This is a genomic window from Amycolatopsis sp. A133, from assembly GCF_031082405.1.
GTDB lineage: Bacteria > Actinomycetota > Actinomycetes > Mycobacteriales > Pseudonocardiaceae > Amycolatopsis.
The window spans coordinates 354823-370562 of sequence record NZ_JAVHJU010000007.1 but is presented as its reverse complement, the minus strand read 5'-3'; the positions used below and the strand labels follow the sequence as shown (position 1 = coordinate 370562).

General features: G+C 70.2%; 16 protein-coding genes. 7 read left to right on the top strand and 9 right to left on the bottom strand.

Annotation, left to right across the window (positions count from 1 at the left end):
- Positions 1-16: 16 nt before the first annotated feature.
- Positions 17-382, bottom strand: coding sequence for an STAS domain-containing protein (locus tag Q5425_RS09945; protein WP_308671828.1), 366 nt, complete (start codon positions 380-382; stop codon positions 17-19).
- A gap of 295 nt (positions 383-677) precedes the next feature.
- On the opposite strand from Q5425_RS09945, the gene Q5425_RS09940 reads away from it, so the two are divergent.
- Positions 678-1409, top strand: coding sequence for a GAF and ANTAR domain-containing protein (locus Q5425_RS09940; protein ID WP_308671827.1), 732 nt, complete (start codon positions 678-680; stop codon positions 1407-1409).
- 1 nt (position 1410) lies between these two features.
- On the opposite strand, the gene Q5425_RS09935 is transcribed toward Q5425_RS09940, so the two are convergent.
- On the bottom strand, positions 1411-1623 hold the full coding sequence (locus Q5425_RS09935; RefSeq protein WP_308671826.1) for a hypothetical protein: 213 nt from the start codon (positions 1621-1623) through the stop codon (positions 1411-1413).
- 189 nt (positions 1624-1812) lie between these two features.
- On the opposite strand from Q5425_RS09935, the gene Q5425_RS09930 reads away from it, so the two are divergent.
- The 3 genes from Q5425_RS09930 to Q5425_RS09920 are packed head-to-tail and all read left to right on the top strand — an operon-like array spanning position 1813 to position 3117.
- Positions 1813-2010, top strand: a complete 198-nt coding sequence (locus Q5425_RS09930) for a hypothetical protein (RefSeq protein ID WP_308671825.1) — start codon at positions 1813-1815, stop codon at positions 2008-2010.
- Between the two features lie 19 nt (positions 2011-2029).
- On the top strand, positions 2030-2965 hold the full coding sequence (locus Q5425_RS09925) for a Ku protein (RefSeq protein ID WP_308671824.1): 936 nt from the start codon (positions 2030-2032) through the stop codon (positions 2963-2965).
- Positions 2962-3117 (top strand): hypothetical protein, encoded by a 156-nt coding sequence (locus tag Q5425_RS09920; protein ID WP_308671823.1) that lies wholly within the window; start codon positions 2962-2964, stop codon positions 3115-3117. Before Q5425_RS09925 ends, Q5425_RS09920 begins: the two co-directional genes overlap by 4 nt.
- On the opposite strand, the gene Q5425_RS09915 is transcribed toward Q5425_RS09920, so the two are convergent.
- A complete protein-coding gene (locus Q5425_RS09915; RefSeq protein WP_308671822.1) occupies positions 3066-3698 on the bottom strand; it encodes a UdgX family uracil-DNA binding protein in 633 nt (210 codons plus the stop codon). The two genes, Q5425_RS09920 and Q5425_RS09915, sit on opposite strands and share 52 nt — an antisense overlap.
- Before the next feature lie 85 nt (positions 3699-3783).
- On the opposite strand from Q5425_RS09915, the gene Q5425_RS09910 reads away from it, so the two are divergent.
- Positions 3784-4200 carry a CBS domain-containing protein gene (locus tag Q5425_RS09910; protein ID WP_308671821.1) on the top strand — a complete coding sequence of 139 codons (417 nt, stop codon included), beginning with the start codon at positions 3784-3786 and terminating at the stop codon, positions 4198-4200.
- A gap of 66 nt (positions 4201-4266) precedes the next feature.
- Here the strand turns inward: Q5425_RS09910 and Q5425_RS09905 are convergent, their stop codons facing one another.
- The 6 genes from Q5425_RS09905 to Q5425_RS09880 all read right to left on the bottom strand — a co-directional run bounded on the left by Q5425_RS09905 (position 4267) and on the right by Q5425_RS09880 (position 11088).
- Positions 4267-4575, bottom strand: coding sequence for a DUF3040 domain-containing protein (locus Q5425_RS09905; protein ID WP_308671820.1), 309 nt, complete (start codon positions 4573-4575; stop codon positions 4267-4269).
- A gap of 66 nt (positions 4576-4641) precedes the next feature.
- On the bottom strand, positions 4642-6408 hold the full coding sequence (locus Q5425_RS09900) for an IlvD/Edd family dehydratase (RefSeq protein ID WP_308671819.1): 1767 nt from the start codon (positions 6406-6408) through the stop codon (positions 4642-4644).
- 88 nt (positions 6409-6496) lie between these two features.
- Positions 6497-7861 carry a GH1 family beta-glucosidase gene (locus tag Q5425_RS09895; RefSeq protein WP_308671954.1) on the bottom strand — a complete coding sequence of 455 codons (1365 nt, stop codon included), beginning with the start codon at positions 7859-7861 and terminating at the stop codon, positions 6497-6499.
- A 44-nt stretch (positions 7862-7905) separates the two neighbouring features.
- On the bottom strand, positions 7906-8793 hold the full coding sequence (locus Q5425_RS09890) for a carbohydrate ABC transporter permease (RefSeq protein WP_308671818.1): 888 nt from the start codon (positions 8791-8793) through the stop codon (positions 7906-7908).
- Positions 8790-9779, bottom strand: a complete 990-nt coding sequence (locus Q5425_RS09885) for a sugar ABC transporter permease (RefSeq protein WP_308671817.1) — start codon at positions 9777-9779, stop codon at positions 8790-8792. Before Q5425_RS09885 ends, Q5425_RS09890 begins: the two co-directional genes overlap by 4 nt.
- A 4-nt stretch (positions 9780-9783) precedes the next feature.
- Complete coding sequence (locus tag Q5425_RS09880) at positions 9784-11088, bottom strand: extracellular solute-binding protein (RefSeq protein ID WP_308671816.1); 1305 nt, start codon at positions 11086-11088, stop codon at positions 9784-9786.
- 249 nt (positions 11089-11337) lie between these two features.
- Here Q5425_RS09880 and Q5425_RS09875 point away from each other — a divergent pair, with 249 nt between their 5' ends.
- Both Q5425_RS09875 and Q5425_RS09870 read left to right on the top strand, forming a co-directional pair.
- Positions 11338-12333: a LacI family DNA-binding transcriptional regulator gene (locus Q5425_RS09875; protein ID WP_308671953.1), complete on the top strand. Its 996-nt coding sequence runs from the start codon at positions 11338-11340 to the stop codon at positions 12331-12333.
- A 412-nt stretch (positions 12334-12745) separates the two neighbouring features.
- A complete protein-coding gene (locus Q5425_RS09870) occupies positions 12746-15664 on the top strand; it encodes a glycoside hydrolase family 48 protein (RefSeq protein WP_308671815.1) in 2919 nt (972 codons plus the stop codon).
- Positions 15665-15740 lie beyond the last annotated feature (76 nt).

Sequence of the window (15740 nt, the reverse complement as noted above, 5' to 3'; positions counted from 1 at the left end):
GACAGCAGCCGCCGGGTCAGGCCGGGGCCGGGGCGGGGCGTCGATCGGTCAGCGCGAGCTGCCGGTCCGCCCCGGTCACCCGCAAGGCGCGGCGGACCATCGGGTTCGTCCCGGTGACCACGAGCAGCTCGGTGCCCGCCTGCCCGGCCTGCAGGGCCGCGTGCAGCAGCACCCGGACACCGGCCACGCCGAGGAAGTCCACTTCGGACAGATCGACCACCAGCCGCTCCGGTGTCGCCCGGAGGCGGTCGGAGAGCAGCGTGGCCAGGTCGCCCGCCGTCGCGCTGTCGAGATCGCCGCGGGCGGTCACCAGGACCGCGTGCGGAGCGGGCCACGCCGTGCGCAGCCGCAGGCCCGGGTGCCGGGCTCGGGGGAGGTTCATGCCGGTTCACCGCCGTTCTGATGCGGCGCGGCCGCAGCGCCGCGCTCGGGGGAGTTCGAGCGGCTGCTGGTTGAACCGTGTCCACCGAGACTAACCCCGCGCCCACGGGCCGCAACCGCCGTTGCTCCGAACGGGCGTGTGCCGCGTCGCGGCGGTGACCGCTCGTGCCCGGCCCGGTCGCGATGCAGTAATCTCGCGCTGGACCCGTTAAAGCGCTAGCGGCCCACTAGTGGCGCGCGCCCGGGTCCTCCCTGGTCCAGAGCGCCCCGAAGAACGAGGGAGGGGCGTCACCAGGATGACGGGCGGCCATGAGCAGCTCATCGCGCGGCTGGACGAGGTCACGCTCGCGATGGAGTCGCTGACCGCGATGCTGGACAGCGGGCTCGACCTGGGCCAGATGCTGCAGGCGGTGTGCGACCACGCCGTGCAGGTGGTGCCGGGGGCCGACATGGCGAGCATCACCCTGGTCCGCGACGGGGTGCCGGAGACGGTGGCCAGCACCGACCAGCGGGCGGTGAACTTCGACCGTGAGCAGTACCGGATCGGGGACGGGCCGTGCCTGCGCGCCGCGGAGACCGGCCAGCCGGTCCGCGTCGGCGTCGGCGCGGTCGGGGACCTGTGGCCGCAGTTCGTGACGTCGGCCGCCCAGCTCGGCGTGGCCAGTTTCCTCGCCGCGCCGCTGACGGTGGACGAGGACATGTCCGGCGCGGTGAACCTGTTCGGGTTCGGCGAGCACGGGTTCAGCGAGCTGAGCACCAAGATCCTCGAGCTGTACACGGCGACCGTGGTGTTCGGCCTGCGCAGCGCGCGGCGGTACTTCGCGGCCCGGGAGCTGGTCGACCAGCTCAACCGGGCGCTGGAGACCCGGGCGGTGATCGACCAGGCCAAGGGCATCCTCATGGCCGCGCACCGGATCACCGCCGAGGAAGCGTTCCAGCGGCTGGTGAAGCGCTCTCAAGACGGCAACCGGAAGCTCCACGAGGTGGCGGCGGAGTTCGTCGCGGCGGTGGCGACGACGACGGCGTGAGCTAGCCGGCGGGCACCTCGTCGGGGGGTGCCTCGGACTCGACGGCGGCCGGTTCGGGGTGGTGCTTGCTGCGCTGGCAGGTCGTGCACACCAGAGTGCGGCCGAGCACCGTTCCGTCGTCGGCGACGAGCTTGGCGACGTGCATGGTCGGGAAGCCGCAGACCTCGCAGGGCAGTGAGCCGTCCTCGCGGCTGATGCGGAGCTGGGTGCCCATCCGGCCTCCTGCTGTGACGTGGATCTCACCACCTTGCCGTGTCCGGGGCCGGAACCGGGCGAATTCACTCGTTCGGCCTAGTGGGAGCGGTCTTAGTTGCCTCCTTAGGGGACACCGGTGTCGCGCGCGGTGATCCGGGGTAACCCGCCCGCGAACGGTTCACCGGGGATTTCCGGAGGGGAGCACGAGATGCGGGACAAGCGCAACGATCTGCGGCCGGTGGCGGACCTGCTCGCCGACGGCGGGAACTCCCCGGAGCAGGAGCGCACCCGTCGCAAGGCGGCACTGGCCGTGGCCGCGCGGGCCAAGGACCCCGAGGACTGCGCCCGGCTGCTGGACATGCTCGGGCTGCACCGGACCGGCCGCCGCGCCAGCGACGTCGCCTGAGCCGGGCGAGGAGGACGACATGGCCCGACCGGTGTGGAGCGGCGCGCTGAGCCTGGGACTGGTCACCGTGCCGGTGGAGCTGTACCCGGCGGTGGCGGACCACACGATCCACTTCCACCAGTTCGAACGCGGGACGTCGGACCGGATCCGCAACCGGCGGGTCAACGAGCGGACCGGCGACGAGGTGACCCAGGACGAGATCGTCAAGGGCTACGACCTCGGCGGCGGCGACCACGTGCTCGTCGAACCGGACGAGCTGGACGAGATCGCCCCCGAGCGCTCCCGCCGGATCGACATCGAGCAGTTCGTCGAGCTCGACGAGATCGACCCGTGGTTCTTCGACAAGACGTACTGGCTCAAGCCGGCGAAGGAGGACTTCGCCAAGGCGTACGGCCTGCTGCTGCAGGCGATGGACCGCAGCGAAAAGGCCGGCGTCGCGAAGTTCGTGCTGCGCGGCAAGGAATACCTCGCGGCGGTCCGCGCGGGCGAAGACGTCATGGTGCTCAACACGCTGCACTTCGTCGCCGACCTGCGGAAGCCGAAGGACGTCATGGGCAAGCTGCCGGAGCTGCCGAAGCCGCGGCCCAAGGAGCTCGACATGGCGCTCGCGCTGGTCGACGAGATGACCGCGCCGTGGAAGCCCGAGGACTACCGCGACGAGTACTCGAAGCGCGTCGAAGAGCTGATCAAGGCCAAGGAAGCGGGCAAGGAGATCGCCCACGAAGCGGAGCCGGAGCCCTCGGCCGACGTCGTCGACCTGTTCGAGGCACTCTCGCGCAGCGTGAAGAACCGCAAGAGCGGCGGCGGCAGGGAACCGAAAAAGAAGACCGCGAAGAAGCCCCGGCTTTCCGAGCTGTCGAAGTCGGACCTGGACAAGCTGGCCCGCGAGCAGGGCGTGAAGGGCCGGTCGAAGATGACGCGCGCCGAGCTGGAGAAGGCGCTGAAGGCGTCGTGAGCGGCTGCCTGTTCTCCGACCGGGACCGGATCTTCGAGCGCAAGCCGGGCGGCGGCGACCGGATCTTCCTGGACGCCAACCGCAACGAGTACGCGAAGCGTCAGCCGAGCAGCTTCGCCGCGGCCTGCAGGTCGGCGACGAAGGCCGCGTAGGCGTCGTCGCGGTCCGGAGCCCGCAGCACCGCCGACGGGTGGACCGTCGCCACCGCCGACGGGACCAGCCCGGCCAGCTCCGCCGGCGGTTCGACGGGCTCTCCGCGGTGGGCGGTGAGCCGGAACTTCGGGCCCAGCAACGACTGCGCGGCCGTCGCGCCCAGCAGCAGCACCAGCTCCGGGCCGACCGCGCGCAGCTCCGCCAGCAGCCACGGGCGGCACGCGACCACCTCCGTGCGGCCCGGCTTCTGGTGGATCCGGCGCTTCCCGCGCTCGTCGCGCTTGAACTTGAAGTGCTTGACCGCGTTGGTGACGTACAACGAGCCCCGGTCGAACCCGGCTTCCTCGAAGGCGCGGTCCAGCAGCTTCCCCGCGGGCCCGACGAACGGCTCGCCCGCGAGGTCCTCCTTGTCGCCGGGCTGCTCGCCGACGACGAGGACCTTCGCCCCGGCCGGGCCCTCGCCGAAGACGGTCTGCGTGGCGTCCTGGTGGAGGGGGCAGCCCTGGCAGCCGGACGCCGCCGACCGCAGGCGATCGAGGTCGGTGGTGTCCGGCGGCTCGGCACCGCGGGAATCCGGCATGTGCCCGGAAATTCCCCGCCCGGGGCAGGGGTAAACCCGCCCGGCCCGGGTAGCCGAAACCACCGCCCAGGGAAAGGAGTTCACGATGACCACCGCACGCGACATCATGACGTCGGACGCGACCTGCGCCCGGGAGTCCGACACCGTGCACGACGCCGCGGTCACCATGGCGCAGAAGAACGTCGGTGCCCTGCCGATCTGCGGCGAGGACAACCGGCTGAAGGGCATGATCACCGACCGCGACATCGTGGTGAAGGTCCTGGCCGAGGGCAAGGACCCGCGCGCGGTCCACGTCGGCGACCTCGCCCAGGGCGAGGTCGTGACGATCGGCGCGGACGACGACGCCCAGGAGATCCTGCGCACCATGTCCGAGCACCGCGTCCGCCGGCTGCCGGTGATCGACGGGCACGACCTCGTCGGGATCGTCGCCCAGGCCGACGTGGCCCGGGCCCTGTCGAACCCGAGTGCCGGTGAGCTGGTCGAGGCCCTGTCCTACGACTGAACGACCCCCTGCGCAGAACGGCCGCCCCCGGCGCGAGGATCGGGGGCGGCCGTTCTGCGCTGCGCGTCAGGGCGCTTCGGTGGCCGGGGCGGCACCGTCCTCAGTGGATTCCCGGACCGACTCGGCGCGGGCGATGTGCCAGGCCACCAGCGCGCCCGCGCTCACCGTGCCCCACAGCACGAGGGCGGCGTCGCGGGCGAACAGGCCGACGAGCAGCATCATCACCGCGGTGATGTCGCACAGCACCAGCAGCAGGCTCCAGCGTCGGGGGGAGCGCAGCTCACGCCCGCTGAAAGCGGCGGCGAACGCGGGATCGCTCGCTCGCAGCTCGGCCTCGATTTCGCGGAGGGCGTGGCGTTCTCGATCCGGGAGCATGATGGGCCTCCTCGCCTCGGCTACCGCTGGGGATACCCGTTTTCCCCGCGGGCCATGCGGGAAAAGTCAATGGTTGTGGCGGGGGATCCCCTTCGTGGCCGCGATGCGCTGGTACGCCACCGCCGGACGCAGCACCATGCCGTCGCAGAGCTGGTCGACCATCGACCGCTGAAGCTCCTGCCAGGGCGTTTGCGACCCGGGCACCGGGTAGCCGCCCGCCTCGGCGAGCTCCTCGCGGCGGCGCGCCAGTTCGTCGTCGCCGACGAGCACGTCCGCGGTGCCGGCGCTCAGGTCGATCCGGACCCGGTCCCCGGTCCGCAGCACGGCGAGCCCGCCGCCGGCCGCGGCTTCGGGGGAGGCGTTGAGGATCGACGGCGACCCGGAGGTGCCGGACTGGCGGCCGTCGCCGAGGCAGGGCAGCTCGTGCACGCCCCGCTTGATCAGCTCCGCCGGCGGCCGCATGTTCACCACCTCCGCGGATCCCGGGTAGCCGAGCGGGCCGGTGCCGCGCATCACCAGCAGCGAGTGCTCGTCGACGCCGAGGTCCGGGTCGTCGATGCGGGCGTGGTAGTCCTCCGGGCCGTCGAAGACGACCGCGGTGCCCTCGTAGACGTCGCCGGCGAGGTACCGCCGCCGGAACTCCGGGGAGATCACGCTCGATTTCATGATCGCCGCGTCGAAGAGGTTGCCCTTCAGCACCAGGAACCCGGCGTCGGGCATGAGCGCGGTCTCGAAGGTGCGGATGACGTCCCGGTCGCCGGCCTCGGCGGCGCGGCAGTTGTCGCCGAGCGTGCGGCCGTTGACGGTGGGCGCGTCTTCGTGGACCAGCCCGTGCCGCATCAGCTCGTGCACCACCGCCGGGACCCCGCCCGCGCGGTGGAACTCCTCGCCGAGGTACTTGCCCGCGGGCTGCAGGTCGACCAGCAGCGGGACGGCGTGGCCCAGCCGCTGCCAGTCGCCGAGGGGCAGGTCGACCCCGATGTGCCGGGCGATCGCACTGATGTGGACGGGAGCGTTGGTCGAGCCGCCGATCGCGGAGTTCACCACGATCGCGTTCTCGAACGCTTCGCGCGTCAGGATGTCCGACGGCTTGAGGTCCTCGCGGACCATCTCGACGATCCGCAGCCCGGTCCGGTAGGCCATCCGGGCCCGGTCGCGGTGCGGGGCCGGGATGGCCGCGCAGCCGGGCAGGCTCATCCCGAGCGCTTCGGCGAGCGCGTTCATCGTCGACGCCGTGCCCATCGTGTTGCAGTGCCCCGGCGACGGCGCGGACGACGCGACGAGCTCCATGAACCCGGCGTCGTCGATCTCGCCGGCGGCGAGCAGCTCCCGCGCCTTCCAGATGATGGTGCCGGACCCGGTGCGCTCCCCGTTGTACCAGCCGTTGAGCATCGGCCCGCCGGACAGCACGATGGCGGGGAGGTCGACGGTCGCGGCGGCCATCAGGCACGCCGGGGTCGTCTTGTCGCAGCCGGTCGTGAGCACGACGCCGTCGATCGGGTAGCCGTAGAGCGTCTCCACCAGGCCGAGGTAGGCGAGGTTGCGGTCCAGCGCCGCGGTCGGGCGCTTGCCGGTCTCCTGGATGGGGTGCACCGGGAACTCGATCGCGATCCCGCCCGCCTCGCGGATGCCTTCCCGGGTCCGGTCCGCGAGCTGCAGGTGGTGGCGGTTGCACGGGGTGAGGTCGGAGCCCGTCTGCGCGATCCCGATGATCGGCTTGCCGGACTGCAGTTCCTCCCGCGTCAGGCCCCAGTTCAGGTACCGCTCGAGGTAGAGGGCGGTCATCCCGGGGTCGGCGGGGTTGTTGAACCAAGCTTCGCTGCGCAGTCCCATACCGCCCAGTCTGGCAACGCGCTTCGCCGAACGCACCCCCCGGCGTCCGTGAAGGCCACCCGCGCCGGTGGCCTTCACGGACCCCCGCTCAGCCGAGCCCGTTGAGGCCGATCACCCGGGAGTACCAGTGGGCGCTCTGCTTCGGCGTGCGCTGCTGGGTCGCGTAGTCGACGTGGACCAGGCCGAACCGCTTCGCGTACCCCTCGGCCCACTCGAAGTTGTCCAGCAGCGACCAGTAGAAGTACCCGCGCAGGTCGACGCCCGCCTCGATGGCGTCGTGCGCCGCCCGCAGGTGGGAGTCGAGGAACGCGACGCGGTCGGTGTCGACGATGTCACCGCCGTCGGAGACGACGTCGGGGTAGGCCGCGCCGTTCTCGGTGATGTACAGCGGCACCTGCCGGTAGCCGCGGTGCACCTGCAGCAGCGACTCGGTCAGCCCGGCCGGCTGGACCTCCCAGCCGGAGTCGGTGCGGGGCGCTGCCGGGTCCGGGACGAAGTGCACGTCGGCGGCGCCGACCCACTCCGGGCCCGCCGGCTCGCTGCCGGGCACCGGGCGGCCCGCGACGCGGTAGTCGCGGTAGTAGTTCACGCCCAGCCAGTCGATGTGCGCGGCGATGACCGCGGCGTCTTCGTCGCGCACGACCGAGCCGAGCCCGAACGGCTCGAGGTCGGCGACCAGGTCGTCCGGGTAGCCGCCGCGCAGCACCGGGTCGAGGAACAGCCGGTTCTGCAGGCCGTCGATCCGCCGGGCCGCGGCGACGTCGGCGACGTTCGCCGGGTCGTGCGGGGCGACCGGGTACAGGTTGAGCGTGATGCCGGCCGGGGTGCCCGGGGCGTGCCGCCGGATGATGTCCATGGCGAGGCCGTGGCCCAGCAGCAGGTGGTGCGTGGCGGCGACGGCCGCGGGGTGGTCGTTGCGGCCGGGGGCGTGGATGCCGCCCGCGTAGCCGAGCATCGCCGCGCACCACGGTTCGTTGAGCGTGGACCAGCTGGTGACGCGGTCGCCGAGCCGCGCGAGCACGGTCTCGGTGTATTCGGCGAAGCGGTACGCGGTGTCCCGGTTCGTCCAGCCGCCCTGTTCCTCCAGCGCCTGCGGGAGGTCCCAGTGGTAGAGCGTCGCCCACGGCTGGATCCCGGACTCGAGCAGGCAGTCGACCAGCCGGTCGTAGAAGGCCAGCCCGGCGGTGTTCACCCCGCCGCCGTCCGGCCGGACCCGCGGCCAGGCCAGCGAGAAGCGGTAGGCGCCGAGGTTGAGCCGGCGCATGAGGCCGACGTCCTCGGAGTACCGGCGGTAGTGGTCGGCCGCCGGTTCGCCGTTGTCGCCGCCCCGGACCGCACCCGGGCGGCGGGCGAAGACGTCCCAGACCGAGTCGGTGCGCCCGTCGGCCGTCGTGGCTCCTTCCACCTGGAACGCCGCGGTGGCGGCGCCCCAGACGAAGCCAGGCGGGAACATCAACGCGGTCTCCGCCCGAACGCTGTCGGGATGTACGGACATGTTCACCCTTTCACGGCACCTTGCATGATCCCGGCCACGATCTGGCGGCCGAGGAGGACGAAGACGATGAGGATGGGAATGGTGGCCAGGGTCGTGCCGGCCAGGACGAGCGAATAGTCGACGTAGTAGCCGCTCTGCAGCTTTTCCAGGGCCACCTGGACGGTGGGGTTGCCGGCGTCCAGCACGACGAGCGGCCACAGGAAGTCGTTCCACGACATCATGAACGTGAACATCGCGAGGATCGCCGCGGCCGGGCGCACCGCGGGCATGCAGATGTTCCAGAAGATCCGGATCATGCTGCAGCCGTCGACGCGCGCGGCCTCGATCAGCTCGTACGGCAGCGCGTCGAGCGTGTACTGCCGCATCCAGAACACGCCGAACGCGGTGACCAGGTTGGGCACGATCACCGCGGTCAGGCTCCCCGACCAGCCCAGTTCCGACATCGCGATGAACAGCGGGATGATGCCGAGCTGGGTGGGCACCGCGAGCGTGACGACGATGAACACGAACAGCTTGTCGCGTCCCCGGAACCGCAGTTTCGCGAAGGCGAACCCGGCCAGCGACGAGAACAGCACCGTCGTCAGCGTCACCGTGCCGGACACGATGACGCTGTTGGCCAGCGCCTTCCAGAACGGCACGGTGTCGAACACCCGCGCGGCGTTGGCGAAGAAGTTGCCGCCGGGCACGAACGGCGGGATGCGCTCGGTGAGCATCCCGTTGTCGCGGCTGGCCACCAGGAACGACCAGTAGAACGGGAACAGCGAACCGAGCACGAAGATCGCCAGCACGACGTAGGTCGCCTTGCGTGGCTTGCCGAGCGTCGCGACCTTCTGCCGAAGTCCCGGTTTTCGGAGGTCACTGCCTCGGAGGTCACTCTGGAGTGTCGTCATTTTGTCTTCACCGCCGGGGTACGGGCGATCCGGCCGGTGAGGAAGAAGTTCACCAGCGCGATGAGCACGATGATCAGGAACAGCACCCAGGCGATCGCCGAGGCGTAGCCGAGATCGGCGTTCTGGAACGCCGACTGGTAGAGGTAGAGCGTCACGGTCTGGAACTGGTTGGTGGATCCGCCGTTGTTCGACCCGGGCATGGCGTCGAACAGCTTCGGCTCGGTGAAGATCTGCAGGCCGCCGATCGTCGAGGTGATGGTGACGAAGATCAGCGTCGGCTTGAGCAGCGGCAGCGTGACGTTGAAGAAGCGGCGCCACGTGCCCGCGCCGTCGATCAAGGCCGCCTCGTGCAGTTCCCTGGGGATGGCCTGCATGGCCGCCAGCACGATCAGGGCGTTGTAGCCGGTCCAGCGCCAGTTCACCATGATCGCGATCGCGACGTGGCTGCCGAACCGGCTGGCCTGCCAGTCGACCGGGTCCAGCCCGATGGTCTGCAGCACGCCGTTGATCAGCCCGTACTTCGGCCCGAAGAGGTTGGCGAAGATGATGCCGATGGCGACGAGGCTGGCCGCGTACGGCAGCAGGATGCCGACCCGCCAGCCCGTGGCGCCGCGCAGCCGGGCGCCCAGCAGCGCCGCCAGCAGCATCGCGATGACGAGCTGCGGGATGCTGGAAAGCAGGAAGATGCTGATCGTGTTCGTCAGCGCGTTCCAGAACTGCGCGTCGGCGAAGAGCTCCTTGAAGTTGTCGAGGCCGATGAAGTCGGGGTCGTCGGAACCGGCTTCCCACTTGAACAGCGAGACGTACGCGGTGTAGAGCAGCGGGAACAGCCCGACGATCGCGAAGAGGATGAAGAACGGCGCGATGTAGAGGTACGGCGAGACCTTGACGTCCCACCGGCTCAACCGGTGACGGAAGGTGGGCCGGGGAGACACGCGCTCCCCGGCCTTACTCCCTTCTGGCGCGACCTTGTCGAGGACGGTCATCGGCTCAGCGCGTGATCTTCTTCGCGGCTTCGACCATCTGGTTCCAGCCGTCCGCCGCCGGCTTGCCCTGTTCGACCGCCTGCAGGGCCGGGCTGGACGCGTTTTCCTGGATCTGGCCGTCGCCCGGGCCCTTGTACTGCGGCTTCTGGACCTTCTTGGCCTGCTCGGCGAACAGCTCGCCGACCTTGGTGCCGCCGAAGTAGTCGTCGGTCTTGCTCAGCAGCGCCGGGTCCGAGAGGGCCTTGACCTGGCTCGGGAAGGTGCCCTTGGCCTGGAACGCCTTGATCTGCTGCTCCGGGGCGGTCAGCCAGGCCGCGAGCTCGGCGGCCTCCTTCGGGTGCTTCGACTGCGTCGGCACGGTCAGGTACGAGCCGCCCCAGTTGCCGCCGCCGCCGGGGAAGGCCGCGGTGACCGCCCACTTGCCGGCGTTCTCCGGGCCCGCCTGCTCCTTGATCACGCCGAGCATCCAGGCCGGGCACACCTTCGTGGCGAACGCGCCCTGCTTGAAGCCGGTGTTCCACTCGTTGCTGAACGCGGTGAGCTTGGCCGACTCGCCCTTGGCGACCGCGTCGGTGACCTTGGCCCAGGCGTCCTTGATGCCCTGGTTGTTCTCGACGGCGAGCTTGTCGTCGGTGTTGACGTAGCCCTCGGGGAGCTGGTTGACCATGGCGTTGAAGTTCTGCGCGGCCGAGTCGAACCAGGCCTTGCCGCCCGACTTCTTCACGAAGTCCGCACCGGCGGCGAAGTAGCTGTCCCAGGTGGCGAACAGCGGCTTGACCGCTTCGGGGTCCTCCGGCAGGCCGGCGGCCTTGAACATGTCCTTGCGGTAGCACATGGCGAGCGGGCCGATGTCGGTGCCGTAGCCGATGAGCTTGCCGTCCTTGGTCTTGGCGGCGTCGTACTTCCAGTTCAGCCAGCGGTCGGGGGAGGCGTCGGCCGGCCCGATCTTGCTGAGGTCGTTGAACTTCGAGCCCTTGCTGAGGAAGTCGGACAGGTGACCCTCTTCGAGCGCCGTCACGTCGGCGAGGCCCGAGCCGGCGGCCAGCTTGGTGACGAGGTCCTCGTGGTACGGGCCGCCCTGGCCGGTCTTGCGGTGGGTGATCTTGATGTTGGGGTGCAGCCGCTCGTACTCCGGGATGAGGGCCTCGTAGCCGAACTCGGTGAACGTCGCCAGCGTCAGGTCGACGTGCTCGTTCGGGTTCGCCGCGGCCGGAGGCTGCTGTTCACCGCCCCCGCTGCAGGCCGTGGCGCCGAGCGCCGTCATCGTGATGCCCAGTGCCAGGACCAGGCCGTTCCGGATCGTTCTCACGTGTCCAACCACCTTGTTGACGGGAATGAGCGCTCTCACTGCTGGGAGCCGATCTGGGAGCGCTCCCAGGTGTGGCAGAGTCTGCTGGGGCCCTCCACCGGTGTCAAGGGGTCGTAACCGGAGTGTTTCCTGCGAGGAGCGCTCCCGGACATCGCCCTGCGTGACCGTTAAGCTGTCCAGGTCCGGGTGGTTGTGGTGAGCGAGGGCGGTGCCGTGGGGCCTCGAGCAGGGGATGAAGAACGGCCGACACTGGAGGACGTCGCGGCGTTCGCCGGTGTGTCGCGGTCGACGGCGTCACGCGCGTTGAACGACGACGCGTACGTCAGCGCGGCGGCGCGCGAGAAGGTGCTGTCCGCTGCCCGTGACCTGGGCTATTCCCCGAACCAGGCGGCGCGGTCGCTGGTCACGCGCCGGACCGGCGCGATCGCGGTGGTGCTGTCGGAGCCGGAGTCCCGGCTGCTCGACGACCCGTACCGGGCCGCCGTCATGCGGGCCGGCTACCGGGAGCTCGCCGACGTCGGCCGCCAGATGGTGCTCATCTTCAGCGACATCCGGGAGGACCTGAGCCGGACGGTCCGGTTCCTCGAGGGCGGCCACGTCGACGGTGCGCTGGTGTTCGCGCCGCACCGGGCCGACCCGCTGCCCAAGGCGCTGCGGCTGCTGCGCATCCCGGTCGTGTTCGGCGGGCAGGCGGCCGGCATCCGCCGCGGCGTGCACGTCGTCGACTTCGACAACGAGGGCGGCGCCCGGCTGGCGGTCGAGCACCTGGTCGCGGCCGGGCGGCGGCGGATCGCCACCATCGCGGGCCCGCAGGACCAGAGCGCCCCGATCGACCGCCTCGCCGGCTGGCGCAAGACCCTCCTCGACGCCGGGCTCGACCCCGCCGACCTGGCCGAAGAGGCCGACTTCACGCTCTCGGGCGGCGCGAACGCGATGTCCGCGCTGCTGGCCAGGCACCCGGACATCGACGCGGTGTTCGTCGCCAGCGACATGATGGCGGTGGGCGCGCTGCGGACGCTGGATGCGGCCGGCCACCGCATCCCGGACGACGTCGCGGTGGTCAGCTTCGACGACAACGCGACACTGGCCCCGGCCATGGACCCGCCCCTGACGTCGGTGCACCAGGACCCCCGCGAGCAGGTCCACGCGATGGTCGAGACCCTGATGCGGCTGCTCGACGACCAGAACCTCAAACCGCGCCAGCACATCCTCCCGGTCTCCCTGGCGGTCCGCGCCTCGAGCTGAGGTCACGGTGTCCGGCCGAACACGCGTGTCGTCCATCCGGACACGCGTGGCGTCCGCGTGGGTGCCTGCCGGCGTCTCCGGCCCGGTGAACTCCGTGTGTGCTCGGCCGGCCGGCGTTGCCCGCTCGGTGGGAGCCCAACCGCCCAGGTGTACACGTTTGGCGCTAAATAACGTTTCACGAAACGCCGTGTCACCACTTCGCTGAGCCAAACGGGTGATGATCCCACTATCGGGTGGGTCTGTTCAGGAGTGTTCAGTGAGCCGGTGTTCGCCGGGCGCGCTGGTGTGACACCTGTGGCTGCGGTGTCCTTCTGACTCGATTCTTTACATCCAGGTTTCCGGCTGGCTACCGTCTGCGCCTGGAAGCGCTCCCAGATCGCTGGCTCCCTACGGACAAAGGAGTTCCGCAGCCATGCGTTCCTCTCCTCGAAAGCGCGTGCGTGCGCTGGCACTGGCCTCGGCCGTGCTGGCGGTCACGGGCGCGGTGGTCGCCCCACCCCCGGCGCTCGGCGCCGACATCGCCTGTTCGGTCACCTACACCACCAACGACTGGGACACCGGGTTCACCGCCAGCGTCTCGCTGCGCAACGACGGAGCGGCGTTCGACAGCTGGAAGGTCGGCTGGACGTTCCTCGACGGCCAGAAGGTCCAGCAGGGCTGGAGCGCCACCTTCGCCCAGTCCGGCTCCGCGGTCACCGCGACGAACCTGTCCTACAACGGCCACCTCGGCACCGGGGCGAGCACGTCGTTCGGGTTCAACGGCACCAAGGGCTCGGCCAACCGGCCGCCCACCGACTTCTCCGTCAACGGCACGGCGTGCACCGGCGCGAACAAGGCGCCCACGGTCACCCTGACCTCGCCGACCTCGACCGGGTCCTACTACGCCCCGGCGACGATCCCCCTGGCCGCGACGGCCGCCGACAGCGACGGCACGGTGAGCAAGGTCGAGTTCTACGCCGGCGACACGCTGCTGGCGACCGACACGGCCGCGCCCTTCGAAGGCAGCTGGGGCAACGTCCCGGCCGGGACGTACTCGATCACCGCCAAGGCCTTCGACGACAAGGGCGCGAGCACGACGTCCAGCCCGGTCAGCGCGAAGGTCCTCTCCGGGCCGACGATCGTCGCCACCCCGGCGACAGCGCAGGTCAAGCAGGGCGGCACGACGACGTTCGCCGTCACCCTCGCCGGTGCCCCCACGGCCCCGGTCACCGTCGCCCTCGCGCGGACGGCCGGGAGCACCGACCTCACGGCGAGCCCGGCGAGCCTGACGTTCACGGCGGCGAACTGGAACGTTCCGCAGAACGTCACGGTCACCAGCGCCGACAACGGGGGAGCGCTGGGCAGTGCGACCTTCACCGCGAGCAGCAGCGGCTACACCGCGGCCACCGTGGCGGTCAACGAGATCTCGTCGTCCACTTCGGACTACCAGCTCGCGTTCCTCACGCAGTACAACAAGATCAAGGACCCGAACAACGGCTACTTCCGCAAGTTCGGGAACATCCTGGTGCCCTACCACTCGATCGAGACGCTGATCGTCGAAGCGCCCGACCACGGGCACGAGACGACGTCGGAGGCGTTCAGCTACTACCTGTGGCTGGAAGCGTCCTACGGCCGGGTCACCGGTGACTGGGCGCCGTTCAACCAGGCGTGGACGTCGATCGAGACGTACGCGATCCCGTCCGCGGCCGACCAGCCGGGCAACTCCGGCTACAACGCCAGCAAGCCGGCGACGTACGCGGCGGAGTACCCGAGCCCGAAGTCCTACCCGTCGCCGCTGCAGAGCAACGTGCCGGTCGGCAGTGACCCGATCGCGGCGGAGCTGAAGGCGGCCTACGGCTCGCCGGACGTCTACGGCATGCACTGGCTGCTCGACGTGGACAACATCTACAAGTTCGGGCACTGCGAGGACGGCACCAACACCGCGCCGGCGTTCATCAACACCTTCCAGCGCGGCTCGCAGGAATCGGTCTGGGAGACGGTCACCCAGCCCAGCTGCGACGTCCTGAAGTTCGGCGGCAAGAACGGGTACCTCGACCTGTTCACCGGCGACTCGTCCTACGCGAAGCAGTGGAAGTACACCAACGCGCCCGACGCGGACGCCCGCGTCGTGCAGGTGGCCTTCCAGGCCGAGAAGTGGGCGCAGGCGCAGGGCAAGAGCGCCGACGTCGCGGCCGTGCTGAAGAAGGCCTCGAAGATGGGCGACTACCTGCGGTACTCGCTGTTCGACAAGTACTTCAAGAAGATCGGCAACTGCGTCGGCCCCTCGAGCTGCCCGGCCGGTACCGGCAAGGACAGCGAGCACTACCTGATTTCGTGGTACTACGCCTGGGGCGGTTCGATGGACTCCTCCAGCGCGTGGGCGTGGCGGATCGGGGACGGCGCGGCGCACCAGGGTTACCAGAACCCCTTGGCCGCCTACGCGTTGTCGGCCGACCCGGGCCTGAAGGTCACTTCGGCGACCGGCGCGACGGACTGGGCGACCAGCCTCAGCCGGCAGATGGAGTTCCTGCAGTGGCTGCAGTCCTCCGAAGGCGGTCTCGCCGGCGGCGCGACCAACAGCTGGGACGGCCAGTACGGCACCCCGCCCGCGGGCACGCCGACCTTCTACGGGATGTTCTACGACCAGCAGCCGGTCTGGCACGACCCGCCGAGCAACCAGTGGTTCGGCTTCCAGACCTGGGGCATGGAACGGATCGCCGAGTACTACCAGGCGACCGGTGACGCCCGGGCGAAGAAGATCCTCGACAAGTGGGTCCCGTGGGCCATCGCGAACACCACGGTCGGTGCCGGCGGGAGCTTCCAGATCCCGTCCGACCTGACCTGGAGCGGTGCGCCGGACACCTGGAACGCCACCAGCCCCGGCTCGAACACCGGCCTGCACGTCACGGTGAAGAACTTCAGCCAGGACGTCGGGGTCGCGGCCTCGCTCGCGAAGACGCTGCTCTACTACGCGTCGGGGTCGAGCAACGCCCAGGCCAAGACGGTCGGCGAGCAGCTGCTGACCGCTCTGTCGGCGAACGCGGACACCAAGGGCATCGCGGTGCCGGAGACCCGGTCGGACTACGACCGGTTCGACGACAAGTACAACGCCAGTACGGACCAGGGGTTGTACATCCCCTCGGGCTGGACGGGCACGATGCCCAACGGCGACCCGATCAACGCGAACTCCACGTTCCTGTCGATCCGTTCGTTCTACAAGAGCGACCCGCAGTGGCCGAAGGTCCAGGCCTACCTGGACGGCGGCGCCGCGCCGACGTTCACCTACCACCGATTCTGGGCCCAGTCGGAGATCGCCACGGCGTTCGCCGCGCACGTCGCCCTGTTCGGCTGAGAGGCACTTGATGAAGCGACTGCTCTCACTGGTGGTCGCCGCACGGGTCGGGGGCGCCGTTCTTACGGCGTCCCCG

Bases quoted from the DNA above. Each gene is read 5' to 3' on its own strand.
- Q5425_RS09885 (WP_308671817.1), bottom strand. From the start codon at position 9,779: ATGACCGTCCTCGACAAGGTCGCGCCAGAAGGGAGTAAGGCCGGGGAG.
- Q5425_RS09890 (WP_308671818.1), bottom strand. From the start codon at position 8,793: ATGACGACACTCCAGAGTGACCTCCGAGGCAGTGACCTCCGAAAACCG.
- Q5425_RS09935 (WP_308671826.1), bottom strand. From the start codon at position 1,623: ATGGGCACCCAGCTCCGCATCAGCCGCGAGGACGGCTCACTGCCCTGC.
- Q5425_RS09945 (WP_308671828.1), bottom strand. From the start codon at position 382: ATGAACCTCCCCCGAGCCCGGCACCCGGGCCTGCGGCTGCGCACGGCG.
- Q5425_RS09900 (WP_308671819.1), bottom strand. From the start codon at position 6,408: ATGGGACTGCGCAGCGAAGCTTGGTTCAACAACCCCGCCGACCCCGGG.
- Q5425_RS09915 (WP_308671822.1), bottom strand. From the start codon at position 3,698: ATGCCGGATTCCCGCGGTGCCGAGCCGCCGGACACCACCGACCTCGAT.
- Q5425_RS09905 (WP_308671820.1), bottom strand. From the start codon at position 4,575: ATGCTCCCGGATCGAGAACGCCACGCCCTCCGCGAAATCGAGGCCGAG.
- Q5425_RS09925 (WP_308671824.1), top strand. From the start codon at position 2,030: ATGGCCCGACCGGTGTGGAGCGGCGCGCTGAGCCTGGGACTGGTCACC.
- Q5425_RS09910 (WP_308671821.1), top strand. From the start codon at position 3,784: ATGACCACCGCACGCGACATCATGACGTCGGACGCGACCTGCGCCCGG.
- Q5425_RS09870 (WP_308671815.1), top strand. From the start codon at position 12,746: ATGCGTTCCTCTCCTCGAAAGCGCGTGCGTGCGCTGGCACTGGCCTCG.
- Q5425_RS09930 (WP_308671825.1), top strand. From the start codon at position 1,813: ATGCGGGACAAGCGCAACGATCTGCGGCCGGTGGCGGACCTGCTCGCC.
- Q5425_RS09895 (WP_308671954.1), bottom strand. From the start codon at position 7,861: ATGTTCCCGCCTGGCTTCGTCTGGGGCGCCGCCACCGCGGCGTTCCAG.
- Q5425_RS09940 (WP_308671827.1), top strand. From the start codon at position 678: ATGACGGGCGGCCATGAGCAGCTCATCGCGCGGCTGGACGAGGTCACG.